This window comes from Pseudomonas sp. PICF141, from assembly GCF_002286815.1.
GTDB lineage: Bacteria > Pseudomonadota > Gammaproteobacteria > Pseudomonadales > Pseudomonadaceae > Aquipseudomonas.
On record NZ_MUNM01000025.1, the window covers coordinates 98556 to 123944 of the forward strand.

A 25389-nucleotide genomic window follows, 5' to 3' on the forward strand; every position below is an offset into this window, starting at 1 on the left:
AATTGAACGATATGGCAAAGAATCTGATCCTGTGGTTGATCATCGCGGCTGTCCTGGTGACGGTGATGAACAACTTCTCCAGCCCTAACGAGCCGCAGACCCTCAACTATTCCGACTTCATCCAGCAGGTCAAGGATGGCAAGGTCGAGCGCGTAGCGGTTGATGGCTACGTGATTACCGGCAAGCGCACCGATGGCGACAGTTTCAAGACCATCCGTCCGGCAATCCAGGACAATGGCCTGATCGGCGACCTCGTGGATAACCGCGTGGTAGTCGAAGGCAAGCAGCCTGAGCAGCAAAGCATCTGGACTCAACTCCTGGTCGCAAGCTTCCCGATTCTGGTGATTATCGCTGTCTTCATGTTTTTCATGCGGCAGATGCAGGGCGGTGCCGGCGGCAAAGGCGGGCCTATGAGCTTCGGCAAGAGCAAGGCGCGCCTGCTCTCGGAAGATCAGGTGAAAACCACCTTGGCTGACGTTGCCGGTTGCGACGAAGCCAAGGAAGAAGTTGGCGAACTGGTCGAGTTCCTGCGTGATCCGGGCAAGTTCCAGCGTTTGGGCGGTCGCATTCCTCGCGGCGTGCTGATGGTCGGTCCTCCCGGTACTGGTAAAACCCTGATCGCCAAGGCGATTGCCGGCGAAGCCAAAGTGCCGTTCTTCACTATTTCCGGTTCCGATTTCGTCGAAATGTTCGTCGGTGTCGGTGCCAGTCGTGTACGTGACATGTTCGAGCAGGCGAAGAAGCACGCGCCATGCATCATCTTTATCGATGAAATCGACGCCGTCGGTCGCCATCGTGGTGCCGGCATGGGCGGCGGTCACGACGAGCGCGAACAGACACTCAACCAGTTGCTGGTAGAGATGGACGGCTTCGAGATGAATGACGGCATCATCGTCATTGCAGCGACCAACCGTCCCGACGTACTGGACCCTGCATTGCTGCGTCCGGGTCGTTTCGACCGTCAGGTCGTGGTCGGTCTGCCGGATATCCGCGGTCGCGAGCAGATTCTCAAGGTCCACATGCGCAAAGTGCCAATGGGTGACGACGTTGCTCCGGCCGTGATCGCACGTGGTACGCCTGGTTTCTCCGGTGCCGACCTGGCCAACCTGGTGAACGAGGCGTCGTTGTTCGCAGCTCGTGCCGGCAAGCGTATCGTCGAGATGAAAGAGTTCGAACTGGCCAAAGACAAGATCATGATGGGTGCCGAGCGCAAATCCATGGTCATGTCCGAGAAAGAAAAGCAGAACACTGCTTATCACGAAGCCGGCCACGCTATCGTCGGCCGTGTCGTACCTGAGCATGATCCGGTATACAAAGTGTCGATCATCCCGCGCGGTCGTGCGCTGGGTGTGACCATGTTCCTGCCGGAAGAAGATCGCTACAGCCTGTCCAAGCGTGCGTTGATCAGCCAGATCTGCTCGTTGTACGGCGGTCGTATCGCTGAAGAGATGACCCTGGGCTTCGACGGTGTCACCACAGGTGCATCCAACGACATCATGCGTGCCAGCCAGATCGCACGGAACATGGTGACCAAATGGGGGCTGTCGGAAAAACTCGGTCCATTGATGTATGCCGAAGAAGAAGGCGAAGTGTTCCTTGGTCGTGGCGGCGGTGGCCAACATGCCAGCTTCTCTGGTGAGACAGCCAAACTGATCGACTCCGAAGTACGCAGCATCATTGACCAGTGCTATGGCACGGCCAAGCAGATCCTTACGGATAACCGTGACAAGCTTGATGCCATGGCGGATGCCTTGATGAAATACGAGACGATCGATGCCGATCAGATCGATGACATCATGGCGGGTCGTGCGCCTCGCGAACCTCGCGACTGGTCTGGCGGCAGCGATACTCCTGGCACGCCTCCGGCGGTGCAGGATGGGCGTCCGGAAACGCCAATCGGTGGCCCGGCTGCTGACGTATAAGGCTTGAAATGACTTCTGTTCAGTCCTCGACCCGGTTGCCTTGCGGCAACCGGGTTCTTGATTTGGCCCAGACGCATGTCATGGGCATTCTCAATGTCACTCCCGACTCCTTTTCCGATGGTGGTCGATACAGTCAGCTGGATGCGGCGCTGCGTCATGCCGAGGCAATGATGGTGGCTGGTGCGACGCTGATTGACATTGGTGGCGAATCGACCCGGCCCGGTGCCAGGGCGGTTTCACCGCTTGAGGAGCTGGAGCGTGTAGCGCCCATCGTCGAGTGCATTCATCGTGAACTCGATGTGATTATCTCGGTCGATACTTCCACGCCGGCGGTCATGCGAGAAACCGCAAGGCTGGGGGCGGGGTTGATCAATGATGTGCGTTCGTTGCGTCGGGATGGTGCCCTGGATGCCGCAGCGGCCACCGGTTTGCCGGTGTGTCTGATGCATATGCTTGGTGAGCCAGGTGACATGCAGGACAATCCGCAGTATCAGAATGTGACGAAAGAGGTCGGCGAGTTTCTCGCTGAACGCATGGTCCAGTGCGCGTCAGTGGGTATTCCCGCTGAACGGATCATTCTCGATCCGGGCTTCGGCTTCGCGAAAACCTTGCAACACAATTTGAGCCTGTTTAAGCATATGGAGGCCTTGCATGCCTTGGGGCGGCCCCTGTTGGTGGGGGTTTCGCGAAAGAGCATGATCGGGCAAGCCTTGAATCGGCCGGTGGGGGAGCGTCTGCATGGCGGTTTGGCGCTTGCGGCACTGGCTTCGATCAAGGGGGCGCGTATATTGCGCGTCCATGATGTAGCCGAAACCGTTGATGTGGTGCGGATGATCGCCGCCGTAGAATCAGCCGAATAAGAATGATGGAGTACTTATGAGCAAGAAATACTTTGGCACCGACGGCATTCGTGGTCGGGTCGGTGAATACCCGATTACTCCTGATTTCATGCTCAAGCTTGGCTGGGCGGCAGGCATGGCATTTCGCAGCATGGGTGCCTGCAAGGTGCTCGTGGGCAAGGACACCCGGATCTCCGGTTATATGTTTGAGTCGGCACTTGAGGCCGGGCTGACCTCGGCCGGTGCTGATGTGATGCTCTTGGGGCCGATGCCGACGCCGGCCATCGCCTATCTGACGCGTACTTTTCATGCTGAAGCGGGTATCGTGATCAGTGCTTCGCATAACCCTCATGACGACAACGGCATCAAATTTTTCTCCGGGAAGGGCACCAAACTTCCGGATGAAGTCGAGTTGATGATCGAAGAGTTGCTCGACACACCGATGACTGTGGTTGAGTCGAGCAAGATCGGCAAGGTGTCGCGAATCAACGATGCCTCGGGCCGTTACATCGAATTTTGCAAGAGCAGCGTTCCGACCGGCACCAGTTTTGCCGGGCTGAAGATCGTGATCGACTGTGCCCATGGTGCGACCTATAAAGTGGCGCCTAGTGTTTTCCGTGAGCTGGGGGCCGACGTTGTTGTGCTTTCTGCTCATCCTAATGGCCTGAACATCAATGAGAATTGCGGTTCAACCCATATGGAGCCGTTGCAAGCAGCCGTGCTGGCCGAGCACGCCGATTTGGGTATTGCCTTTGACGGTGATGGTGATCGGGTGCAGATGGTCGATCACACCGGCGCTGTCGTCGACGGTGACGAGTTGTTGTTTATCATTGCTCGCGATCTGCAGGAGCGCGGCAAGTTGCAGGGCGGCGTGGTCGGTACGCTGATGAGTAACCTGGGGCTGGAATTGGCCTTGGCTGATCTGGCCATTCCTTTTGTGCGTGCCAACGTTGGCGACCGCTACGTGATCTCCGAGTTGCTGGAGCGCGATTGGCAGGTGGGTGGGGAGAACTCGGGGCACATCGTTTGCTTCAGTCATACCACCACCGGTGATGCAATTATTGCCGCGTTGCAGGTGTTGATGGCGCTGAAGAGGCGCGTAGAAAGCCTGGCTCAGTGCCGTCAGGCGCTGCGCAAGTGTCCTCAGGTGCTGATCAATGTCCGCTTTGGTGGTGGTGCAAATCCGCTCGAGCATTCGACCGTCAAGGCGGCCAGTGACCGAGTTACTCAAGCAATGGCAGGTCGTGGGCGTGTGCTATTGCGCAAGTCCGGGACAGAGCCGCTGGTGCGGGTCATGGTCGAGGGTGAGGACGAAACGCAGGTTCGCGGTTACGCCGAAGAGCTCGCAAAACTGGTAACTGAAGTTTCTGTCTGATTTCGGCTTGCCAGCCATGATTGTGTTGGGTAACATCTGCGCCCACTTTGACCGACGAGGTACAGCATGCGTCGCCCTATGGTAGCTGGTAACTGGAAGATGCACGGTACCCGCGCCAGCGTCGCTGAGCTGATCGACGGCCTTCGTCATCTGGCCTTGCCGAGCGGTGTTGATGTCGCGGTATTCCCGCCTTGCTTGTATATCAATCAAGTGATTGATGGCTTGAAAGGCAAGTCGATTTCGGTCGGCGCGCAGAATTCTGCAGTGGAATCCAGGCAAGGTGCGTTGACTGGTGAAATTGCGCCGAGTCAATTGGTGGATGCAGGTTGTTCCCTGGTGCTTGTCGGGCACTCCGAGCGCCGCCAGATAATGGGCGAGCAGGATGGAATGCTGATTCGCAAGTTTGCAGCGGCACAGGCAAGTGGCTTGATTCCGGTGTTGTGCGTAGGGGAAACCCTCGAAGAGCGCGAAGCTGGAAAAACTCTTGAGATTGTCGGGCGTCAGCTTGTCAGTATCATCGAGGAGCTGGGTGTAGGTGTCTTTGCAAGAGCAGTAATCGCTTATGAGCCGGTCTGGGCCATTGGCACCGGGCTGACTGCTTCGCCGCAACAGGCGCAGGATGTGCATGCAGCTATCCGTGCTCAGTTGGCGGCAGAGAATTCTGAAATCGCGCAAGGTGTGCGGCTTCTATACGGCGGCAGCGTGAAGGCGGCCAATGCGGCCGAACTGTTCGGCATGCCGGATATCGATGGGGGGCTCATTGGTGGGGCCTCCCTGAATGCAGATGAGTTCGGTGCGATTTGTCGCGCCGCGGGAAACTGAAAAAATGCTGGAAACAGTCGTAGTCGTTTTTCATCTGCTGGGTGCATTGGGCGTAGTTGCTCTGGTTTTGCTGCAGCAGGGTAAAGGTGCGGACGCTGGCGCGTCTTTCGGAGCAGGTGCTTCAAATACTGTGTTCGGAAGCCAAGGTTCCTCTACCTTTCTTAGTAAGTTTACTGCTATACTTGCCGCCGGTTTCTTCATAACCAGCTTGGGGTTAGGTTACTTTGCTAAAGAGAAGGCTCAAGAGCTGACTCAAGCAGGTTTGCCAAACCCGGCAGTGTTGGAAGTTCCAAAGCAACAACCGGCTTCTGATGATGTCCCGGTGCTTCAAGAGCAAAAGTCGGCTACTCCAGCGACTGACGTGCCTCCAGCTCAAGAGCAAAAGTAAGAAGGGTTTCAAAACGTAGTATTGCCGAGGTGGTGGAATTGGTAGACACGCAACCTTGAGGTGGTTGTGCCCATAGGGTGTAGGGGTTCGAGTCCCCTTCTCGGTACCAATTGTCAGGAGAGCCCGCTGTTGCGGGCTTTCTTGTAGGTGGAAGGTTACATTGACCCTGTCAGGGATCGGTCGTATACTTCCGCCCCAGCTTTGTCGCGGGGTGGAGCAGTCTGGTAGCTCGTCGGGCTCATAACCCGAAGGTCGTCGGTTCAAATCCGGCCCCCGCAACCAGTTTAAGGAGCCCCTTTTAAGGGGCTTTTTGTTAGCTGGACACTTTCAACGCCGCTGTTCAACGGCGTTTCAAGGATGGGCGTTTCGCCCATTTTTTTATTTTGCACAGCATGCACATACATGCACGAGGGGGTTCAGGTGTCGAGCAAGCTAGAAGAGTTGCAGGCCTTGCTGGCCCCGGTGGTCGTGGCCCTAGGCTATGAATGCTGGGGTATTGAGTTTTCGGCTCAAGGTCGTCACTCAATGTTGCGCGTTTATATCGATAAAGAGGGCGGCGTGCTGGTGGACGATTGTGCCATCGTCAGCCGTCAGATCAGCGGTGTACTGGATGTTGAAGATCCTATCTCCGTTGAATACACCCTTGAAGTTTCCTCGCCTGGCATGGAACGCCCACTGTTCACTATTGAGCAGTTTGCAAAATTTGCCGGTGAACAAGTGAAGATCAAGCTGCGTTCGCCTTTTGAAGGTCGGCGCAACTTTCAGGGCCTTCTGCGCGGTGTAGAAGAGCAGGACGTCGTGGTGCAGGTTGAAGACCATGAGTTCCTGTTGCCGATCGATATGATCGACAAGGCCAACATTATTCCCAGTTTTGACTGAGACGCGGATCCCGCGGATCCAATGGCTTGCGAAAGGCGAGGCGTACGATGAGCAAAGAAGTACTGCTGGTTGTTGAGTCGGTATCCAATGAAAAAGGCGTACCGGCAAACGTAATTTTTGAAGCGCTGGAGCTGGCTCTGGCCACTGCTACCAAAAAGCGTTTCGAGGACGAAGTCGATCTGCGTGTGGAAATCAATCGCCACACCGGTGCTTACGAGACATTCCGTCGCTGGACGGTCGTCGAGGAAGCAGATCTGGACGATCCGGCCATCGAAACCTGGCCGAGCAAGGTTGCCGAAACGCATCCTGGCGCCAAGGTCGGTGACGTGGTCGAAGAAAAGATCGAGTCCATCGAGTTCGGCCGCATTGCTGCACAGACTGCCAAGCAAGTCATCGTGCAGAAGGTTCGCGAAGCCGAGCGTGCTCAAGTCGTCGATGCCTACCGCGAGCGCCTGGGAGAAATCATCTCCGGCACCGTGAAGAAAGTCACCCGCGACAACGTGATCGTCGATCTGGGCAATAACGCTGAAGCGTTGCTGGCACGTGAAGACATCATTTCTCGCGAAACCTTCCGGGTTGGCGTGCGTCTGCGTGCGCTGCTCAAGGAAATCCGCACCGAGAACCGCGGCCCTCAGCTGATCCTGTCGCGTACCGCGCCGGAAATGCTGATCGAGTTGTTCCGCATCGAAGTGCCGGAAATCGCTGAAGGCCTGATTGAAGTAATGGCTGCGTCCCGCGACCCGGGTTCGCGCGCCAAGATCGCGGTCCGCTCCAAGGACAAACGCATTGATCCACAAGGCGCTTGCATCGGTATGCGCGGTTCGCGCGTCCAGGCAGTATCGGGCGAATTGGGCGGCGAGCGTGTGGACATCGTCCTGTGGGACGATAATCCGGCGCAGTTCGTGATCAATGCAATGTCGCCGGCTGAAGTGGCGGCAATTATCGTTGACGAAGATGCCCATGCAATGGACATCGCCGTTGGCGCAGACAATCTGGCTCAGGCCATTGGTCGCGGTGGTCAGAACGTGCGTCTGGCTAGCCAGTTGACTGGCTGGACCCTGAACGTGATGACCGAATCGGACATCCAGGCTAAGCAACAAGCAGAAACCGGCGACATCCTGCGCAACTTCATCGAAGAGCTTGAAGTCGATGAAGAACTGGCTCAGGTGCTGGTAGATGAAGGTTTCACCAGCCTGGAAGAGATTGCCTACGTACCGTTGGAAGAAATGCTCAACATCGACGGCTTTGACGAAGATATCGTCAACGAGCTTCGCGCTCGTGCCAAGGATCGTTTGTTGACCAAAGCCATCGCTACTGAGGAAAAGCTGGCAGACGCCCATCCGGCCGAAGACCTGCTCTCGCTTGAGGGTATGGACAAGGATTTGGCGATGGAACTGGCGGTGCGCGGCGTAATTACCCGCGAAGACCTGGCCGAGCAGTCTATTGACGACCTGCTCGACATCGACGGCATTGACGATGATCGTGCCGGCAAGTTGATCATGGCCGCCCGAGCCCATTGGTTCGAGTAATTAGGCGCGGCCTGAGGAGAGAAGTGCATGACGCAAGTCACGGTGAAACAACTGGCCGATGAGGTCAAAACACCGGTAGAGCGCCTGTTGCAGCAGATGCGTGAGGCAGGTCTGCCGCACACCGCCGCCGATGAAGGTGTGAGCGATAGTGAGAAGCAGTCTCTGCTGACTCACTTGAAGAGCAGCCACAAGGCGAAAGTGGAAGAACCGCGCAAGATTACATTGCAGCGCAAAACCACCAGCACCCTGCGTGTTGCTGGTAGCAAGAGCATCAGCGTTGAAGTACGCAAGAAGAAAGTCTTCGTACAGCGCAGCCCGGAAGAAATCGAAGCCGAGCGCAAACGCGAACTGGAAGAACGCCGCGCAGTAGAAAATGCTGCTCGTCAGAAGGCTGAAGAAGAAGCCAAGCGTCGCGCCGAAGAAGAAGCGCGTCGCCAGCCTGCTGCTGCGCAAACCGCTATTAAAGACGCCGTTGCAGCGCCTGCTGCGGTTGCCGAGCCAGTGCGTGAAAGCGCGCCGGTTGTTGCAGCTGCACCAGCACCTGCGGCCGACACTCGCAAGCGCGACGAACAGCGTCGTCCGGACAAACCACGTGCCGACGATACCAATCGTCGTGGCAGTGGCGATGGCGAGCGCAAAAACGCTCCGCATCGTGCTTCGGTCAAGGAAAAAGCGCCTGCTCCACGAGTTGCGCCACGTACTACCGACGAAGAAAGCGATGGCTTCCGTCGTGGTGGTCGCGGCAAGGCCAAGCTGAAGAAACGCAACGCTCACGGTTTCCAGAGCCCAACCGGCCCTGTTGTGCGCGAAGTGAAGATCGGCGAGACCATCACTGTTGGCGATCTCGCTCAGCAGATGTCGGTCAAGGCTGCTGAAATCATCAAGTTCATGTTCAAACTGGGTACTCCAGCGACCATCAACCAGGTACTGGATCAGGAAACTGCCCAACTGGTTGCCGAAGAGCTGGGCCACAAAGTGACCCTGGTCAGCGACACCGCCCTGGAAGATTCCCTGGCTGAGTCGCTGAAGTTTGAAGGTGAGGCTGTTTCCCGTGCGCCGGTCGTGACCGTAATGGGTCACGTTGACCACGGTAAAACTTCCCTGCTCGACTACATCCGTCGTGCCAAGGTTGCTGCTGGCGAAGCCGGCGGTATTACCCAGCATATCGGGGCATACCACGTTGAAACCGACCGTGGCATGGTGACGTTCCTCGATACCCCGGGTCACGCTGCGTTTACCGCAATGCGTGCCCGTGGTGCCAAGGCGACCGACATCGTGATCCTGGTGGTTGCGGCGGACGACGGCGTTATGCCGCAGACCATCGAAGCTGTTCAACACGCTCAAGCCGCCGGTGTTCCACTGGTTGTAGCGGTGAACAAGATCGACAAGCCGGGCGCCGATCTCGATCGCATCCGTAGCGAACTGTCGGTCCACGGCGTGACGTCGGAGGAGTGGGGTGGTGACACTCCATTCGTACCGGTCTCGGCGAAGATGGGTACTGGCGTCGATGAGCTGCTCGAAGCTGTCCTGTTGCAAGCCGAAGTGCTGGAACTGACCGCTACCCCGTCGGCTCCTGGCCGTGGTGTCGTGGTTGAATCGCGTCTCGACAAAGGTCGCGGCCCGGTTGCAACCGTTCTGGTTCAAGACGGTACCCTTCGCCAAGGCGACATGGTGCTGGTCGGTTCGAACTATGGTCGCGTTCGTGCCATGCTCGACGAGAACGGCAAGCCAATCAAGGAAGCCGGTCCGGCCATCCCTGTCGAGATTCTCGGCCTGGACGGTACCCCGGACGCTGGCGACGAGATGAGCGTGGTTGCCGACGAGAAGAAAGCCCGTGAAGTGGCTCTGTTCCGTCAAGGCAAGTTCCGCGAAGTCAAACTGGCTCGCGCTCACGCCGGCAAGCTGGAAAACATCTTCGAGAACATGGGTCAGGAAGAGAAGAAGACGCTCAACATCGTCCTCAAATCCGACGTCCGTGGTTCGCTGGAAGCGTTGAACGGCGCCTTGAATGGCCTGGGTAACGACGAAGTGCAAGTGCGTGTGGTCGGTGGCGGTGTCGGTGGTATCACCGAGTCCGACGCGAACCTGGCACTGGCCTCCAACGCTGTACTGTTCGGCTTCAACGTGCGTGCCGATGCTGGCGCTCGCAAGATCGTCGAGCAGGAAGGTCTGGATATGCGTTACTACAACGTGATCTACGACATTATCGAAGACGTCAAGAAAGCCCTGACCGGTATGCTCGGCAGCGATGTTCGCGAGAATATCCTGGGTGTCGCCGAAGTGCGTGACGTGTTCCGTTCGCCGAAGTTCGGCGCGATCGCCGGTTGCATGGTTATCGAAGGTGTTGTTCACCGTAACCGTCCAATCCGTGTACTGCGTGAAGACATCGTTATCTTCGAAGGCGAGCTGGAATCCCTGCGCCGCTTCAAGGATGACGCTTCCGAAGTACGTGCCGGCATGGAATGCGGTATCGGCGTGAAGAGCTATAACGACGTTAAGGTCGGCGACAAGATCGAAGTCTTCGAGAAGGTTCAGGTTGCTCGCAGCCTCTAACTCGCGCACTTCAAGGGCCACGATGAGCCGCCGCATGCAGATGCGCGGCGCAACGTCCGGACTCTAAACGCAACGCCCGGTCTGGCTTTTGTCAGGCCGGGCGTTTGCCGCTTTCAGACCCCTCGGGTTTCCCGAGGGGCAGTAACAGGTAACAAGACATGGCAAAAGAATACAGCCGTACCCAACGTATCGGCGATCAGATGCAGCGTGAGCTGGCACAGCTGATCCGTCGTGAAGTCAAAGACCCGCGCGTCGGCCTGGTCACCATTACCGCAGTTGAAGTCAGCCGTGACGTCGGTCATGCCAAGATCTTCATCACTGTGATGGGGCAGGACAGCGCTGAAGACATCGCGCAGAGCATCAAGGTGCTCAACGCAGCCGGCGGTTTCCTGCGCATGCAGTTGGCTCGCGAAATGAAATTGCGCAGCGTTCCGCAGTTGCACTTCCATTACGACGAAAGCGTCGTGCGTGGCGCGCACCTGTCGGCCCTGATCGAACGTGCGGTGGCTGAAGACAATCAGCACCCGGTAGCGGCTGAACCCGAAGACGCCAAGGAGTAATCGGTGGCTCAGGTCAAACGTATCCGTCGTAACGTCAGCGGCATCATCCTGCTCGACAAGCCGCTGGGGTTCACTTCCAACGCGGCATTGCAGAAGGTTCGCTGGTTGCTCAATGCCGAGAAGGCCGGACACACCGGCAGTCTCGATCCGCTGGCCACCGGCGTGCTGCCGTTGTGCTTTGGCGAGGCCACCAAGTTCTCGCAATACCTGCTCGATTCCGACAAGGCTTATGAAACCCTGGCGCAACTGGGCAAGACCACCACCACGGCCGATGCCGAAGGTGAAGTTTTGCTGGAGCGCCCGGTGACCGTTGGTCGCGCCGATATCGAAGCTGTGCTACCGAAATTTCGTGGGCAAATCAGTCAGATACCGCCGATGTACTCGGCGCTCAAGCGTGATGGGCAGCCGCTGTACAAGCTGGCCCGTGCAGGCGAAGTAGTGGAGCGCGAACCGCGTTCTGTTACTATTGCGCGCTTGGAATTACTGGCCTTTGAGGGTGATACTGCGAGGCTTGCGGTGGATTGCAGCAAAGGCACCTATATCCGCACCCTGGTGGAGGATATCGGTGAGCAACTTGGTTGTGGCGCTTACGTGGCTGAATTGCGACGTACCCAGGCCGGGCCTTTCACGCTTGCACAGTCCGTCACTCTGGAAGAGCTGGAAGCGGTACATGCCGAAGGCGGCAACGAAGCGGTCGACCGCTTCCTGATGCCATCGGACAGCGGCCTGCTGGACTGGCCACTGTTGCATTTCTCGGAGCACAGCGCGTTCTACTGGCTTAACGGCCAACCGGTACGTGCCCCGGATGCACCGAAGTTCGGCATGGTACGGGTACAGGATCACAACGGTCGTTTCATCGGTATCGGTGAAGTGAGCGAAGACGGGCGCATCGCGCCACGTCGACTGATTCGGTCAGAATGACCGGAACCGGCCTGTGTAACAGCAGGTCGGCGAGTGTGGCTGTTAACAGGCACGGTCACTACTCATTTATAGATACAGGGATTTGTCCCTGGCCTGTTGAAGCTGTTTCCTTGAAACAGTTTCCTGATAAAAGGATTGCCTCATGGCTCTCGACGTTCAAGAAAAAGCTCAAATCGTAGCTGACTACCAGCAAGCTGTTGGTGACACTGGTTCGCCAGAAGTGCAAGTTGCACTGCTGACCCACAACATCAACAAGCTGCAAGGTCACTTCAAGGCCAACGGTAAAGATCACCACTCCCGTCGTGGTCTGATCCGCATGGTAAACCAGCGCCGTAAGCTGCTGGACTACCTGAAAGGCAAGGATCTGGGCCGTTACCAGGCTCTGATCGGTCGCCTGGGTCTGCGTCGCTAATAAGCGATTGCGCTAGAGGTTGGTTGTTTGCTGTGTGCCAGCGGGTTTCCCGTCGGTACATGGCAGGCTCCCAGCCTCAAGTTTTATCTGGATATACGTTTTACCCTGGACAGGCGTTGGGCCGATTCCCGACATTGCCCAAGAATTTCGCAAGAAGACAAGTTCCCCAAGAGCCACAAAAGAAGGTAAGACACCGTGAACCCGGTAATCAAAAAATTCCAGTTCGGTCAGTCGACCGTTACCCTCGAGACTGGCCGTATCGCCCGTCAGGCCTCCGGCGCAGTATTGGTCACCGTTGACGATGACGTCAGCGTATTGGTGACTGTAGTCGGTGCCAAACAAGCCGATCCAGGCAAGGGCTTCTTCCCTCTGTCCGTTCACTACCAGGAAAAGACTTACGCTGCCGGTAAGATCCCTGGCGGTTTCTTCAAGCGTGAAGGCCGTCCTTCCGAGAAAGAAACCCTGACTTCCCGACTGATCGACCGTCCGATCCGTCCGCTGTTCCCGGAAGGTTTCATGAACGAAGTGCAGGTTGTCTGCACCGTCGTTTCCACCAGCAAGAAGACCGATCCGGACATCGCTGCGATGATCGGTACCTCGGCTGCGCTGGCCATCTCCGGCATTCCTTTCGATGGCCCGATCGGCGCTGCTCGCGTTGCGTTCCACGAAAGCACCGGCTACCTGCTGAACCCGACTTACGAACAGCTGAAAGCGTCGAGCCTGGACATGGTCGTCGCCGGTACTTCGGAAGCGGTGTTGATGGTTGAATCGGAAGCCAAAGAGCTGACCGAAGACCAGATGCTGGGCGCAGTACTGTTTGCTCACGACGAGTTCCAGGTGGTGATCAACGCCGTCAAGGAACTGGCCGCTGAAGCCGCCAAACCGACCTGGACCTGGGCTCCACAGCCAGAAGCCACCGCACTGCTGGGTGCTATCCGTGCCGAGTTCGGCGACGCGATCTCCCAGGCTTACACCATCACCATCAAGGCCGACCGTTACGCTCGCCTGGGCGAACTGAAAGACCAGGTGGTTGCCAAGCTGTCCGGTGAAGAAGGCCAGCCGACTTCCGCTGAAGTCAAAGCGGCTTTCGGTGAAATCGAATACCGCACCGTTCGCGAAAACATCGTTAACGGCAAGCCACGTATCGACGGTCGCGACACCAAGACCGTACGTCCGCTGAACATCGAAGTCGGTGTTCTGCCGAAGACCCACGGTTCGGCACTGTTCACCCGTGGCGAAACACAGGCCCTGGTAGTCGCGACACTGGGTACTGCCCGTGACGCACAGCTGCTGGACACCCTGGAAGGCGAGAAAAAAGACCCGTTCATGCTGCACTACAACTTCCCTCCGTTCTCGGTCGGTGAGTGTGGTCGCATGGGTGGCGCTGGTCGTCGCGAAATCGGTCACGGCCGTCTGGCCCGTCGTTCGGTTCAGGCCATGCTGCCTGCTGCCGACGTGTTCCCGTACACCATTCGTGTGGTGTCGGAAATCACCGAGTCCAACGGTTCGAGCTCCATGGCTTCGGTCTGCGGTGCTTCCCTGGCTCTGATGGATGCCGGCGTTCCGATGAAGGCACCGGTTGCCGGTATCGCCATGGGTCTGGTTAAAGAAGGCGAGAAATTTGCCGTCCTGACCGACATCCTGGGCGACGAAGATCACCTCGGCGACATGGACTTCAAAGTAGCGGGTACCGCCAAAGGTGTTACCGCGCTGCAGATGGACATCAAGATCAAGGGCATCACCGAAGAAATCATGGAAATCGCTCTGGGCCAAGCCCTGGAAGCGCGCCTGAACATCCTCGGTCAGATGAACCAGATCATTGGCCAGTCGCGTACCGAACTGTCGGAAAACGCTCCGACCATGATCGCGATGAAAATCGACACCGACAAAATCCGTGATGTCATCGGTAAAGGCGGCGCGACCATCCGTGCGATCTGTGAAGAAACCAAGGCTTCGATCGACATCGAAGACGACGGTTCGATCAAGATCTTCGGCGAAACCAAGGAAGCTGCGGAAGCTGCGCGTCAGCGCGTTCTGGGCATCACTGCAGAAGCCGAGATTGGCAAGATCTATGTCGGTAAGGTTGAGCGCATTGTCGACTTCGGCGCATTCGTCAACATCCTGCCGGGCAAGGACGGTCTGGTTCACATCTCGATGCTGAGCGATGCTCGCGTCGAGAAAGTGACCGACATCCTGAAAGAAGGCCAGGAAGTGGAAGTATTGGTACTGGACGTGGACAACCGCGGCCGTATCAAGCTGTCCATCAAAGACGTAGCAGCAGCCAAGGCTTCGGGCGTTTAATCACCCCTTCGCCTGACCGCTTCAACGTTATAAAAAATGCCCCGCCGTGAAAACGGTGGGGCATTTTTTTGTGCAGAAAAATCAAAAGATCGCAGCCTGCGGCAGCTCCTACCCGAGATTGTGTTCAACCACGATATGTGCGGCATCCATCGATCTGCAGGCGCTGCCGAAGGTTGCGTTCTTTTTGCGGTGCGTGAAGTTGCCTGACCCCGAAGCCGGTGCTAGGTTTAGCCCACAGCCCGTGTAGCTCAGCCGGTAGAGCAGCGCACTCGTAACGCGAAGGTCGCAGGTTCGATTCCTGTCTCGGGCACCACTTCTTGCTATTTCACCTTTCTGCTCAGCTCCTCAACAGTGCGCTTGAGCTGATCTATCGCGCGCTCCTGATCACTGATTTCCCGTTTCAGGCCAGAGATTTCGTTGGTGTTCGAGCTTGAGCTGGAACCGCTGTTGCGCTTTAGCTCTTCGATCTGACGGGCCTGCTCGCTGAGGGTGCGCTTCTGGCTTTCCAGTTCGGTGGCATTGGCCTTCACGGTTTTTTGCAGGCTTTCAAGATCATCGATACTGACGCTGGTTCTGACAAGTGTGTCCTTACCGAACGAATTGTGGAGGGCGCAGATTTTGTCGGAGTACAACGCAGGGTCAGAGGTGACTTCGACAGCCGCTTGAGCAGCGTTGGCCATGCCGAACAGCAGCGTAGCGGTGGCAAATCGGGTAGACAAAACCTTCGAAAAACTACGCATCACTGGGTTCCTTGTGCCGTGCCGAAATGGCACATCGCTATGACTTGGGGTTTCGATTTATGTTCCCAAAGATCCCCAACACCTGATGCACGCGGCTTTTTGCACAATAGATGTAAAAGCCCGTGTAAATCATCGGCAAAACGTCCTATATTCGTTGCCTGCATGAGCATCGCCCAGCAGTTTTCAGATGATCCCGAATGGTTCTGAAGGCCAGACAAACCGGGCTTTAAACGGTTTTTTGCGTCAGAGAGATCCTTGATGATCCAGATCCATCTTCCATTCCCCAGATCAGCGAGAACGCCATGTCCGTTAAAGAATTGACCCAAGAAGCCAGACACGAAGAAGCCCTGAAAAAGTATGTGCTGGACGCGCCCCAGTTGCTGGAAGAGATCAAGGACTTGCCCGCCGACGATCAGAAAGACCAGATCCAGTGGGCGTTCGAGGATGAGGCGGAAGCTCAGGGCTTGCAGCCGTGGGAGCTGACGCTCAAGTACACCTCAACCCCGGAAGAGTTCGAGGCTGCGCGCCTGGCGCTGCACAAGGAGGCGGCCGAGGTTTTGGGCGTCGAGTGGGAAGAGTACTGCGAGATGAATAATCTAGTCGTTTGACAAGCTTCAGGCTTCAAGCCGCAAGCTACAGGCAAAGCGAAACCGCTTGTAGCTTGTAGCTTATGGCTTGCAGCTCCTCAAAGACTGAGGCGCATCGACAGGTCCACAGCCTTCACATCCTTGGTCATCGCACCAATCGAAATATAGTCCACCCCGGTTTCGGCGATTGGCAGCAACGTGCTTTCGTTGATACCACCGCTGGCCTCCAGTTTTGCCTTGCCGGCGTTCAGGCGAACCGCTTCGCGCATGTCATCCAGACTCAGTTCATCGAGCATGATGATGTCGGCACCCGCCGCCAGTGCTTCCTTCAGTTCCGCCAGGCTTTCCACTTCGATCTCCACCGGTTTGCCCGGGGCGATTTTGTGCGCGGCTGCGATAGCCTCAGGAATGCCACCGCAGGCGGCGATATGATTTTCCTTGATCAGGAAGGCGTCATACAGGCCGATGCGGTGGTTGTGGCAACCGCCGCAGGTCACGGCGTATTTCTGGGCCAGGCGCAGACCTGGCAGGGTTTTGCGGGTGTCGAGCAACTTCACTTGAGTATCGGCGACGAAATCGGCCAGGTACTGCGCGCGAGTGGCCACGCCGGACAGCAGTTGCAAAAAATTCAGTGCGCTGCGTTCGCCCGTCAGCAGCGAGCGCGCCGGCCCTTCGAGGTGAAATAGCACCTGATTGGGGGTCACCCGTTCACCATCGGCTACCTGCCAGTGCACCGCAACCCGCGGATCCAGCTGCCGAAACACGGCATCGACCCACGCCGTGCCGCTGATGACGGCGGCATCGCGGGTGATGATGGTGGCTTTGGCCAGGCGTTCAGCCGGGATCAATTGTGCGGTGATGTCGCCGCTGCCGATGTCCTCGAGCAACGCACGGCGCACGTTGGCTTCGATTTCGGCGGTCAAATCGGCGAGACGTAGATTCGGCATAACGGGCTCCACAAACAAAGTGGCCCGATTATAGGGCCATGGTGCAAGCCAACCCAAGGCATCAACGGCCATTCCATCGTTCGGCAACCTGCATTTGGTCGATTGGCGCGAGCAATCAGTGTTAAGCGAAGGCTTCTCTCTAACGTCTATTTCCTGGGTGCACGTAGAGTCTGCTGGTGCAAAGAAGTTCTTTTGCAGATAATCCGCCTTGCATTTGACGTCATAGCTTTGACGTGATTTTGGATTCCCGATTTTGAATGACAGTGGATGATGACTGTCTTCATTAAGCGCCGGCTGTTTGGCCTGCGTCTCGATCTTTCTTACCGTACCGAAGAATCACCGTTTCAGGAGGCTTGGATGCACAACGACGGGAATGTAGTGCCCTTGCACAAGGCCGCTACCGACCAGGCGACTCACTCGCCGCTTGCCCGCCTGCCCGTGATTCTGCTTCAGGTTCGCGACAAGGCCGCTCAACAGCTCAAACAAGGTTTGCAGGCGCTGTTCGATAACGCCGACGACACCCTGTTCGAGATGGCCGATCGGGCCCGAGATAACGTCGAGCAGAACATCTTCTTCGAGGCCATGCGTGATTTGCGTCTCAAGCGCAAAAGCATCGAGCGCGGTTTTCTCGAACAATTCTTCGAGGCCTTCGTCAGCCTTGCGCAATACGACATTGCTCAAGCGGCCTTGCGCCGGGCATTGGTTTTCGATGCCTCGGCCTCGATGCCCCATGACGACATGGAGCGTAACGTGGCGGTGGAGGCCATGGTTGGCAAAGTACTGAATCGGGACGGCTTCGCCCTTGATCAGCTCACCGCCCGACTCAGCACACTGCTGGGCAAGACGCTGGTCGAACAGCACAATCCCCTGGGGCCGACGCTGCTTTGCGAGTATTTCTTGCAGGCTGGGCGCAACCTGGGGATGGAGATCAAGGTCAAGCTGATCATCCTCAAGCTGTTTGAACGCTATGTGCTCAGCAATGCTGATCAACTCTACGCCGAAGCCAATCAACTGCTGATCGCCACCGGTGTACTGCCGGACCTCAAACCCGCCCCGGCACGGCGTGCGACCGACCGGGCGGCTGCCAGTGTTCGTGCTGATCCCGCCGAGACAGGCGTGCGAACTGGCAATACACAGATCGACGAAGGCGTGCAGCAAGTCTTCGCCGCCTTGCAGGAATTGCTGTTCCACGTGCGTGGCAGCGTTGCGCCGACGCTGGAAGTCAGCGCCCAAACCCAACCCATCTCAACCCGCGATCTGCTGCGCCTGCTCTCGCATTTGCAGCAATACGTGCCAGCGCTGGCGGCTCAGGACGACTTTGACCTGCGCACCCAACTCGAACAACTACTGACCCGGGTCAGCGTCAAAAGCGGCAAGTCCCGCGTGGTGGGAGTGGCCGACGAAGACGTGATCAACCTGATCGCCATGCTCTTCGAATGCATCCTCGATGACCGCAACCTGCCGGACTCGCTCAAGGCTCTGATTGGCCGTTTGCAGATCCCGATGCTGAAAGTCGCGGTGCTCGACAAGAGTTTTTTTAGCCGCAGCAGCCATCCCGCCCGGCGTTTACTCAACGAAATTGCTGCGGCGGCCATGGGCTGGGGCGAGTGCGATGACCATGAGCGCGATAGCCTGTACCTGCGCATCGAGCAAGTGGTGCAGCGTTTGCTGAACGACTTTGTCGATGACCCGGCAATCTTTTCCGAATTACTGGCCGATTTTCTTGCCTTCACCCATGACGAGCGCCGTCGCAGCGAATTACTTGAGCAACGCACCCGTGACGCCGAAGAAGGCCGTGCCAGGACCGAACTGGCGCGTCAGCGTGTCGAGCAGGCGCTGAACCAGGCGTTGATGGGCAAGGTGCTGCCGCACAGTGTGGTGGCGTTTGTCCAGGAGGCCTGGAGCAAAGTGCTGTTGCTGACCTGCCTCAAGCACGGTGATCAGTCCGCCGAATGGCATGCCGATGTGCAGACCATGGCGCAACTGATCTGGAGCGTGCAGCGCCATGACGAGCCTGACGCGAGTCTGCGTTTGTTGTCGCTGGTACCGGGGTTGCTCAAGTCGTTACGCGATGGTTTGAACAGTTCGGCATTCGATCCGTTCGCCACCGGCGAGTTTTTCAGCAAGCTGGAAGCTTTGCATGTGCAGTTGTTCGAACGTCCGGACCAGAAAAGCATGGCTGTTGACGCTCCGATGATGGTCGAAGTGCAGCAGCAAATCGTGCTTCGCACCGCTGACGAAGGCCCGGTTGAAACCCCATCGATGCGTTTGCCCGAGGACGATTTCGCGTTGCTTCAAGTCGATCAGTTGCGCCTGGGCTGCTGGGTCGAGTTTCAGGAAGACCAGGAAAACACCTTGCGCTGCAAGTTGGCGGCGATCATTCAAGCCACCGGCAAGTACATCTTCGTCAACCGTACCGGGATGAAAGTGCTGGAGCACAGTCGCACCGCTCTGGCCCTGGAATTCCGGCGTGGCGCGGTGCGAACGCTGGACGACACCTTGCTGTTCGACCGGGCGCTGGAGTCGGTGCTGGGTAATCTGCGGCGTCTCAATCGCGGCAAGTGATCGCCGCCGAGGGGCTATCGCGGCATACTGGGCACCAACACAGTTGTCGTTGAAGGAACCTGTATGCAGTTGGACCCCGCGAGCGGTTGGTGCCAGGGCGTGCGCATATGCCCCTCGCCTAACTTCAATGCGCGCCCCGAGGGCGAAATTTCCCTGTTGGTGATCCACAACATCAGTCTTCCGCCTGCGCAGTTTGCGACCGGCAAGGTGCAGGAATTTTTCCAGAATCGTCTGGATGTCACGGAACATCCCTACTTTGCAGGAATCGCCGACCTGCGGGTGTCTGCGCACTTTCTGATCGAACGTGACGGCATCGTCACTCAGTTTGTCTCTTGTCTGGAGCGCGCCTGGCACGCTGGCGTCTCGTGTTTCGAGGGACGGGAAACCTGTAACGATTTTTCCGTGGGCATCGAGCTCGAAGGCACGGATGATCTGCCGTTCACCGACGCCCAGTATCAAGCGTTGACGGCCCTGACCCGACAGCTGCAAAGCGCCTTCAAGGACATCACCGCACAACGCATCTGCGGTCATAGCGACATCGCCCCCGGGCGCAAGACTGATCCGGGACCGGCGTTTGACTGGGCACGCTATCGCGCGGCTCTGGAAAAAAAGGAGTGACAATGAGTTTTCTGGTGCTGCTGTTGGCGGTGTGGATCGAGAAATTCTCGGCCCTGCGTCATCAGATTCAACGTGATGGCGGTTGGGTGCGTGAGCTGAACAAGCTTGAAGCCAACCCGCGCATGACAAACCGTCCGTGGCTGATACTGGTGGTGCTAGTGTTGTTGCCGGTGGCGCTGCTGGGTTTGCTGTTGGTGGTGCTGGAGCCGGTAGCTTACGGTTTGCTGGCGTTGCCGGTGCATCTGCTGGTGGTGATCTACAGTCTGGGCCGTGGTGATCTGCTGGCCGGCCTCGGGCCATTCCGCGATGCCTGGCGTCGGGAAGACCTGCAAGCCGCTGCCCATGTGGCCAAACGTGACCTGAATATTTGCGCCGACAGCGGCGAGCAACTGCTGGAGCGAGTTGAAGGGCATCTGTTGTGGCAAGCCTATCAGAGCTTTTTTGCGGTGATCTTCTGGTACTTCCTGCTAGGCCCGGTTGCCGCATTGAGCTATCGACTGCTGGCGCTGGCCGAGGAACACGGGCAGAACCTGGCCGTGGTCGAGCGAGCGGCACAGCTGCGTCATGCGTTCGATTGGGTACCGGTGCGCCTGCTGGCGGCCAGCTTCGCATTGGTCGGCAACTTTGTTGCGGTCGGCCGAGTGATGTTGAACGAGCTACTGAACTGGAACATCAGCGCCGCCCAGTTGATCGAGAAGGTCGGTTTGGTGGCCGGTGAAATTCCGGCGCCGGTGGTCGGGCCGGACGGCATCAACAGCCTCGACCGGATCTGGGAACTGCTGCTGCGCGCGGCGGTGCTTTGGTATGCCGGGTTTGCGGTGTGGACTGTTTTGTCCTGATTTCTGCTTTGAGTCGAAAAGATCGCAGCCCTGCAGCTGGCGAAGCCTGCGTTCGGCTGCGCAGCAGTCGTGAATCCTGCGTGCACGGTTAGCCTGACAAAATGCAGTGCTTGAGCTGGCGACTGCTTCGCAGCCGAACGCAGGCTTCGCCAGCTGCTACAAGGCTGCGTGTCTGTCGTTAACCTTAAGTTACAAAACCTTCCGCCGATTTAGGCTATACAGGGATAGCGCCAATAGTGGCTATCTGCTGTCTCTGCGCGCCTGCCATAAAAATAAGAATTCAAAAGGGAGACTTCACAGTGAAGAGCTTGCTCTATCCCGCCGTCGCGCTGATGAACCGCCTGAGCTTCGGCATGAAGTTCAGCCTGATCAGCGTGCTGTTCCTCGTGCCGATGCTGGTGACCAACTTCTATCTGGTGCGCGATTCCTATCGCGAATTCCAGGGCACCCGGGTCGAGCTGCAGAGCCTCGACCTGCTGGGCAGCGGCCTGAGCCTGCGCCGGGATCTGGAAACCCTGAACAACCTGGTGCAGATCAACGTCACCCTTGGCCAGTCCGGCAAGGCCGGTGCTGTCGAATCGACTATCAGTGCTCTGGAGCAAAGCGTTCTGAGCCGTTTGCAAGGGTTGGCGGCGATGACCACTGACCCGGAGCAAATCACCTTTTTCAATGGCAAGCGCGACGAAATGATCGCCGCGTTCAAGGCCCAGCAAACGGAAACCTCCCTGCAAAGTAAAAGTGCGCTGATCGGCAAATTGCTCGGCAATGCGCAGATTTTCAGCCAGATCATTGCCAGTCAGGCCGGTTTGAGCCGCGACAGCCAGAGCGACATGCGTCAGCTGAGCGAGCTCATTATCAACGTCACGCCAGCTGTCACCCAGACGCTCGGCGAAGGCCGGGCAATGGGGTCTTACTCGTTGGGGCAGGGTTTTCTCAATTCGGCGTCGAGCACCCGTTTCGATGAATTGCTGGCGCAGATCGAAAAGCTTCAGGCTGAATACGCTCTGAAATTGCAGGACGCGCTGGGCTCCAGTAAAGCGGCGCACGAAACCCTGGCTGCTCAGGCCGAAAGCAGCAAGGCTTCCCTGAAAAAGGCCAGTGAACTGTTCGAAGAACAGGTGGTGATGGCCGATACCCTCGATGCGCCGTGGCAGGCTTTTTACGATCAGGTCACAGGCCTGCTCGACCAGACCTACCAACTCAACGAAGCCACCCTGAAGTTTCTCGGCATCCAGTTGCAGCAGCGACTGGAGCAGCACCGCACCCACATGATCCTGCAGGCAGTGGCGCTGACGGTCGTGTTTGTGTTGATTTTTTACCTCTATGGCGGTTTTTACGCCTCGACCCGTACCACGCTCAAGCGGCTTGGCGCGGTGATGGATAAAGTGGCGGCCGGCGACATGACCGTGACCTTCAGCGCCAACAGTCGCGATGAACTGGGCGAGTTGGGCGAGGTGTTCACCGCCACCGTGAAGAAAATCCATGACCTGATCGAGCGGGTGGGCCAGACCGTTGGTGAGGTCGAGCGGCAGGCCGGCCAAGTCGAAAATGTGTCCGCCCAGAGCAACCAGGCGGTGGCGGGGCAACGCACGCAGATCGAGCAGGTCGCCACCGCGATGAACCAGATGTCAGCCACGTCTCTGGAGGTGGCACGCAGTGCTGCGGCGGCCGTGAGCAGCGCCCACAGCGTCAACGACGAGACCATCAGCGGGCGCGGGCTGGTGGAGTCTCAGCAGGGCAGCATCGCTGCACTGGCCAGCGAGATCGATCAGTCGGTGCGGGTAATCAATCAACTGGCCAACGACAGCCAATCCATCAGTCGTGTGCTGGAAGTGATCAAAAGCATCGCCGAACAGACCAACTTGCTGGCGCTCAACGCGGCCATCGAAGCCGCGCGCGCAGGCGAGCAGGGCCGTGGTTTTGCGGTAGTGGCAGACGAGGTCCGGACCCTGGCCAAACGCACCCAGCAATCGACCGAAGAAATCGAGCAGATGATCGCCAAGCTGCACAGCGGTGTCGGTGCGGCGGTCAAGGCGATGGGCACCAGCCATCAGATGGCCAACGGCACGGTCGGGCAGTCGGAAAAGGTCCAGCAGGCGCTGGAAAACATCCTCGGCGCCGTCGGCATGATCGTCGACCAGAACCAGCAGATCGCCGCCGCGGTTGAGCAGCAGACCGCTGTGGCTCATGACATCGACCAGAACATCGTCGAGATCAACCGCGCCGGCGAGCGTACTGCCGACGGCGCGCACCAGACCGAAAATGCCAGCCGGGCGTTGTCGGCGCAGGTGGTGGAACTCAAGCAATTGATCAGTGCGTTCCGGGTTTGATGCTACAGAGTTGATTTACTGTGGGAGCGAGCTTATGTGGCGAGGGGGCTTGCCCCCGTTGGGTCGCGAAGCGGCCCCCGGCGCCCATCCAGACAGACCAGGTTGTCCGGATTTGCGACTGCTTCGCAGCCGAACGGGGGCAAGCCCCCTCGCCACAAAAGCCCACAGGTAGTGCGTGAATCAACGGACTACCAGTTGAACAGCTCACACGCATTAACCGTGCTGGCGGCAGCCAGTCGTTCGGGGCTGACGGCCATGATGGCAGCCAGTGCCGCGCAGATCGCCGGCAAATGAGCCGGGCTATTACGTTGACCGGCAAACATGGCGGGGGCCATGTCCGGTGAGTCGGTCTCCAGTACCACCGATTCGACCGGCAAACCGGCGAGCACGCGGTGCATGCGCAGGGCCTGCGGCCAGGTCGCGGCACCACCCAGGCCGAGTTTGAAACCCAGCTTGATGTATTCGCGAGCCTCTTCCTGACTACCGGCGAAGGCATGAATGATCCCTGCGCGCTTCAAGCGAAACCGTTTGAGCGTGGCAATCACTGCCGCATGGCTGCGTCGCACATGAATCAGCGCCGGCAGATTGAAGTCCGCTGCCAATTGCAGTTGGGCGTCGAACAGCACTTGCTGGCGTTCGCGATCCAGGGTTTCGATCAAGTAATCCAAGCCGATCTCGCCCACCGCACATAGCTGCCGATGGCCCGCCAGACGCGTCAGCCAGTCACCGAGTTCGGTCAAATCCTCAGGCCGATGGTCATCCAGATACACCGGATGCAAACCAAACGCCGCATACAGATCGGCATCGCTTTGCACCAGGTCCCAGACCCGCTGCCAATTGGCCTGATAAACCCCCAACACCACCATCCGCCGCACGCCGAGAGCGCGACTCTCGGCCAACAGTGCCTGACGATCCATGTCGAAATCCGGGAAATCCAGATGGGTGTGGGTGTCGATCAGTTCCACGGCTCAGCCCTGCAGAATTCGCTGCTTGAAGGTCCGCGCGATGGCCTGCACGCCGGGCTTGTAATCGGCCTGTTCGATGGCCGCCAGTGCCAGTTGCAGCGCCTTGTCGGCGATCAGCTGATGCTGCTGGGACATGGCGTTGACCGGCAGCGGCAGGAAGTCCAGCAACTGCGTATCACCGAAGGTGCCCAGGCGTAGCGGGCGGGTTTTCAGCGGGAAGTCATGCAAGGCATCGAACACGCCCTGAAGCAGCACGTAGGAGGTGGTCACCAACGCATCCGGCAAATGGCCCAGGCGCTGAAGCAACTCTTCCATCAATTGCTTGCCGCACTCACGGCTGAACGACTCGCCGTGTTCGATCAGCGCTTCGCCTTTGAAGCCGTTCAGCGCTTCCTTGAAGCCCGCCGCCCGTTCCTGGCTGATACTCAATTCGGGACGCGCGCCAATCAGCGCGATCTGCTTGGGCAACGGGTCCAGCAGGCTGCGGGTCAGGTGCAGACTGGCTTCGCGATCGTCACTGATCACCGAGCAGAAGTGCTCGGGCTCCATCACCCGGTCGATGGCGATGATCGGAATGCCTTTGGCCTGCAACTGGCGATAGCTATCGTCGCCGGCCGGCAGGCAACTGGCGACGATCAGCGCATCGCAGCGGCGGGCGCGGAACAGTTGCAGCAATTGCCGTTCGCTGTCTGGCGCATCGTCGGAGCTGGCGATCAGCAACTGATAGCCGCGAGCCCGGGCGCCTTGTTCCAGCAGTTTGGCGATTCGCGCGTAACTGGGGTTTTCCAGGTCCGGCAGAATGAACCCCAAAGTGCGGGTATGCCGACTGCGCAGTCCAGCGGCCTGAGGGTTAGGAGTGAAGCCGTGTTGTTCGACAACTGCTCGCACGCGCTCGACGGTGGCGCTGCTGATACGTTGCTGTTCGGCCTTGCCGTTGATGACATAACTGGCGGTGGTCACGGAGACGCCGGCCAACTGTGCAATATCACTGAGTTTCAACCCGGTATTTCCTTGTTTATTCGAGCGTGCCCGGCATTTTCGCCAATCCTACCCGATTCGGCAGGCGATCATTGTGGCAGCACATCCGACAATTGGACTTCAAGGATGAGACATTATCGAGTAACGTGCCTAACATTCTAGATTAAACGTTTCAGCAGGCGTATTTTCTACGTTCCAGGTCGCTTTGAACGGTTCTGCCGCAAAACCGCCAAAACTGCCCCTGAAAAGGCGCTCCCAAAGGGCCTAAGCTGAATCAATCAAAACAATACCTGGCGTCACACGGCGCCAAAAAGGAGAA

General features: G+C 58.0%; 22 protein-coding genes and 3 tRNA genes. 21 read left to right on the top strand and 4 right to left on the bottom strand.

The features are described 5' to 3' along the window. Positions 1–11: 11 nt before the first annotated feature. The 16 genes from ftsH to BZL43_RS04725 all read left to right on the top strand — a co-directional run bounded on the left by ftsH (position 12) and on the right by BZL43_RS04725 (position 14814). Positions 12–1922 carry an ATP-dependent zinc metalloprotease FtsH gene (gene ftsH, locus BZL43_RS04655; RefSeq protein WP_095631224.1) on the top strand — a complete coding sequence of 637 codons (1911 nt, stop codon included), beginning with the start codon at positions 12–14 and terminating at the stop codon, positions 1920–1922. 8 nt (positions 1923–1930) lie between these two features. Then, on the top strand, positions 1931–2782 hold the full coding sequence (gene folP, locus BZL43_RS04660) for a dihydropteroate synthase (RefSeq protein WP_095631225.1): 852 nt from the start codon (positions 1931–1933) through the stop codon (positions 2780–2782). Positions 2783–2798: 16 nt separating this feature from the next. Then, the gene (gene glmM, locus BZL43_RS04665; RefSeq protein ID WP_095631226.1) at positions 2799–4136 is read left to right on the top strand and encodes a phosphoglucosamine mutase; all 1338 of its coding nucleotides are present in this window, start codon (positions 2799–2801) and stop codon (positions 4134–4136) included. 66 nt (positions 4137–4202) lie between these two features. Beyond that, positions 4203–4958 carry a triose-phosphate isomerase gene (tpiA, locus tag BZL43_RS04670; RefSeq protein ID WP_095631227.1) on the top strand — a complete coding sequence of 252 codons (756 nt, stop codon included), beginning with the start codon at positions 4203–4205 and terminating at the stop codon, positions 4956–4958. Positions 4959–4962: 4 nt separating this feature from the next. Next, positions 4963–5346 carry a preprotein translocase subunit SecG gene (secG, locus tag BZL43_RS04675; RefSeq protein ID WP_095631228.1) on the top strand — a complete coding sequence of 128 codons (384 nt, stop codon included), beginning with the start codon at positions 4963–4965 and terminating at the stop codon, positions 5344–5346. A 23-nt stretch (positions 5347–5369) separates the two neighbouring features. Beyond that, a tRNA-Leu gene (locus BZL43_RS04680) sits at positions 5370–5455 on the top strand. A gap of 96 nt (positions 5456–5551) precedes the next feature. Continuing rightward, a tRNA-Met gene (locus BZL43_RS04685) sits at positions 5552–5628 on the top strand. A 138-nt stretch (positions 5629–5766) separates the two neighbouring features. Continuing rightward, positions 5767–6225, top strand: a complete 459-nt coding sequence (gene rimP / locus BZL43_RS04690) for a ribosome maturation factor RimP (RefSeq protein WP_038843818.1) — start codon at positions 5767–5769, stop codon at positions 6223–6225. Between the two features lie 47 nt (positions 6226–6272). Next, positions 6273–7754: a transcription termination factor NusA gene (gene nusA / locus BZL43_RS04695; RefSeq protein WP_056854968.1), complete on the top strand. Its 1482-nt coding sequence runs from the start codon at positions 6273–6275 to the stop codon at positions 7752–7754. Between the two features lie 27 nt (positions 7755–7781). Continuing rightward, positions 7782–10307 carry a translation initiation factor IF-2 gene (infB, locus tag BZL43_RS04700; protein ID WP_095631229.1) on the top strand — a complete coding sequence of 842 codons (2526 nt, stop codon included), beginning with the start codon at positions 7782–7784 and terminating at the stop codon, positions 10305–10307. 158 nt (positions 10308–10465) lie between these two features. Beyond that, positions 10466–10867, top strand: coding sequence for a 30S ribosome-binding factor RbfA (gene rbfA / locus BZL43_RS04705; protein ID WP_095631230.1), 402 nt, complete (start codon positions 10466–10468; stop codon positions 10865–10867). Positions 10868–10870: 3 nt separating this feature from the next. Next, the gene (truB, locus tag BZL43_RS04710) at positions 10871–11788 is read left to right on the top strand and encodes a tRNA pseudouridine(55) synthase TruB (protein ID WP_095631231.1); all 918 of its coding nucleotides are present in this window, start codon (positions 10871–10873) and stop codon (positions 11786–11788) included. 142 nt (positions 11789–11930) lie between these two features. Then, complete coding sequence (rpsO, locus tag BZL43_RS04715; protein WP_003176135.1) at positions 11931–12200, top strand: 30S ribosomal protein S15; 270 nt, start codon at positions 11931–11933, stop codon at positions 12198–12200. Positions 12201–12395: 195 nt separating this feature from the next. Beyond that, positions 12396–14501: a polyribonucleotide nucleotidyltransferase gene (gene pnp / locus BZL43_RS04720; RefSeq protein ID WP_008005453.1), complete on the top strand. Its 2106-nt coding sequence runs from the start codon at positions 12396–12398 to the stop codon at positions 14499–14501. 36 nt (positions 14502–14537) lie between these two features. Further along, positions 14538–14708, top strand: coding sequence for a hypothetical protein (locus tag BZL43_RS28235; RefSeq protein WP_168185065.1), 171 nt, complete (start codon positions 14538–14540; stop codon positions 14706–14708). Between the two features lie 30 nt (positions 14709–14738). Continuing rightward, positions 14739–14814, top strand: a tRNA-Thr gene (locus BZL43_RS04725). Between the two features lie 7 nt (positions 14815–14821). Here the strand turns inward: BZL43_RS04725 and BZL43_RS04730 are convergent. After that, positions 14822–15241 carry a hypothetical protein gene (locus tag BZL43_RS04730; RefSeq protein ID WP_095631232.1) on the bottom strand — a complete coding sequence of 140 codons (420 nt, stop codon included), beginning with the start codon at positions 15239–15241 and terminating at the stop codon, positions 14822–14824. Between the two features lie 302 nt (positions 15242–15543). Here BZL43_RS04730 and BZL43_RS04735 point away from each other — a divergent pair, with 302 nt between their 5' ends. Further along, the gene (locus tag BZL43_RS04735) at positions 15544–15849 is read left to right on the top strand and encodes a DUF6388 family protein (protein WP_095631233.1); all 306 of its coding nucleotides are present in this window, start codon (positions 15544–15546) and stop codon (positions 15847–15849) included. 77 nt (positions 15850–15926) lie between these two features. Here BZL43_RS04735 and nadC read toward each other — a convergent pair whose 3' ends face one another. Continuing rightward, positions 15927–16775: a carboxylating nicotinate-nucleotide diphosphorylase gene (gene nadC, locus BZL43_RS04740; RefSeq protein WP_095631234.1), complete on the bottom strand. Its 849-nt coding sequence runs from the start codon at positions 16773–16775 to the stop codon at positions 15927–15929. 357 nt (positions 16776–17132) lie between these two features. On the opposite strand from nadC, the gene BZL43_RS04745 reads away from it, so the two are divergent. The 4 genes from BZL43_RS04745 (at position 17133) to BZL43_RS28765 (ending at position 23127) form a co-directional block, all read left to right on the top strand. Next, positions 17133–19340 carry a DUF1631 domain-containing protein gene (locus tag BZL43_RS04745; RefSeq protein WP_095631270.1) on the top strand — a complete coding sequence of 736 codons (2208 nt, stop codon included), beginning with the start codon at positions 17133–17135 and terminating at the stop codon, positions 19338–19340. A gap of 63 nt (positions 19341–19403) precedes the next feature. After that, positions 19404–19958 (top strand): 1,6-anhydro-N-acetylmuramyl-L-alanine amidase AmpD, encoded by a 555-nt coding sequence (ampD, locus tag BZL43_RS04750; protein ID WP_095631235.1) that lies wholly within the window; start codon positions 19404–19406, stop codon positions 19956–19958. 2 nt (positions 19959–19960) lie between these two features. Next, positions 19961–20797: a regulatory signaling modulator protein AmpE gene (gene ampE / locus BZL43_RS04755; RefSeq protein ID WP_095631236.1), complete on the top strand. Its 837-nt coding sequence runs from the start codon at positions 19961–19963 to the stop codon at positions 20795–20797. Between the two features lie 1625 nt (positions 20798–22422). Next, on the top strand, positions 22423–23127 hold the full coding sequence (locus BZL43_RS28765; RefSeq protein WP_371916200.1) for a methyl-accepting chemotaxis protein: 705 nt from the start codon (positions 22423–22425) through the stop codon (positions 23125–23127). A gap of 188 nt (positions 23128–23315) precedes the next feature. On the opposite strand, the gene BZL43_RS04765 is transcribed toward BZL43_RS28765, so the two are convergent. Together BZL43_RS04765 and cra are read right to left on the bottom strand one after the other, a co-directional pair. Further along, a complete protein-coding gene (locus BZL43_RS04765; protein WP_095631238.1) occupies positions 23316–24092 on the bottom strand; it encodes a TatD family hydrolase in 777 nt (258 codons plus the stop codon). Positions 24093–24095: 3 nt separating this feature from the next. Next, positions 24096–25091 carry a catabolite repressor/activator gene (gene cra / locus BZL43_RS04770; RefSeq protein WP_095631239.1) on the bottom strand — a complete coding sequence of 332 codons (996 nt, stop codon included), beginning with the start codon at positions 25089–25091 and terminating at the stop codon, positions 24096–24098. Positions 25092–25389: the final 298 nt, after the last annotated feature.

What these genes read in the sequence shown, in the direction of transcription:
- ftsH (WP_095631224.1), top strand. Translation starts at nt 12, where the DNA reads ATGGCAAAGAATCTGATCCTGTGGTTGATCATCGCGGCTGTCCTGGTG.
- folP (WP_095631225.1), top strand. Translation starts at nt 1,931, where the DNA reads ATGACTTCTGTTCAGTCCTCGACCCGGTTGCCTTGCGGCAACCGGGTT.
- glmM (WP_095631226.1), top strand. Translation starts at nt 2,799, where the DNA reads ATGAGCAAGAAATACTTTGGCACCGACGGCATTCGTGGTCGGGTCGGT.
- tpiA (WP_095631227.1), top strand. Translation starts at nt 4,203, where the DNA reads ATGCGTCGCCCTATGGTAGCTGGTAACTGGAAGATGCACGGTACCCGC.
- secG (WP_095631228.1), top strand. Translation starts at nt 4,963, where the DNA reads ATGCTGGAAACAGTCGTAGTCGTTTTTCATCTGCTGGGTGCATTGGGC.
- nusA (WP_056854968.1), top strand. Translation starts at nt 6,273, where the DNA reads ATGAGCAAAGAAGTACTGCTGGTTGTTGAGTCGGTATCCAATGAAAAA.
- infB (WP_095631229.1), top strand. Translation starts at nt 7,782, where the DNA reads ATGACGCAAGTCACGGTGAAACAACTGGCCGATGAGGTCAAAACACCG.
- rbfA (WP_095631230.1), top strand. Translation starts at nt 10,466, where the DNA reads ATGGCAAAAGAATACAGCCGTACCCAACGTATCGGCGATCAGATGCAG.
- rpsO (WP_003176135.1), top strand. Translation starts at nt 11,931, where the DNA reads ATGGCTCTCGACGTTCAAGAAAAAGCTCAAATCGTAGCTGACTACCAG.
- BZL43_RS28235 (WP_168185065.1), top strand. Translation starts at nt 14,538, where the DNA reads ATGCCCCGCCGTGAAAACGGTGGGGCATTTTTTTGTGCAGAAAAATCA.
- BZL43_RS04730 (WP_095631232.1), bottom strand. Translation starts at nt 15,241, where the DNA reads ATGCGTAGTTTTTCGAAGGTTTTGTCTACCCGATTTGCCACCGCTACG.
- BZL43_RS04735 (WP_095631233.1), top strand. Translation starts at nt 15,544, where the DNA reads ATGTCCGTTAAAGAATTGACCCAAGAAGCCAGACACGAAGAAGCCCTG.
- nadC (WP_095631234.1), bottom strand. Translation starts at nt 16,775, where the DNA reads ATGCCGAATCTACGTCTCGCCGATTTGACCGCCGAAATCGAAGCCAAC.
- BZL43_RS04745 (WP_095631270.1), top strand. Translation starts at nt 17,133, where the DNA reads ATGCACAACGACGGGAATGTAGTGCCCTTGCACAAGGCCGCTACCGAC.
- ampD (WP_095631235.1), top strand. Translation starts at nt 19,404, where the DNA reads ATGCAGTTGGACCCCGCGAGCGGTTGGTGCCAGGGCGTGCGCATATGC.
- ampE (WP_095631236.1), top strand. Translation starts at nt 19,961, where the DNA reads ATGAGTTTTCTGGTGCTGCTGTTGGCGGTGTGGATCGAGAAATTCTCG.
- BZL43_RS28765 (WP_371916200.1), top strand. Translation starts at nt 22,423, where the DNA reads ATGTCAGCCACGTCTCTGGAGGTGGCACGCAGTGCTGCGGCGGCCGTG.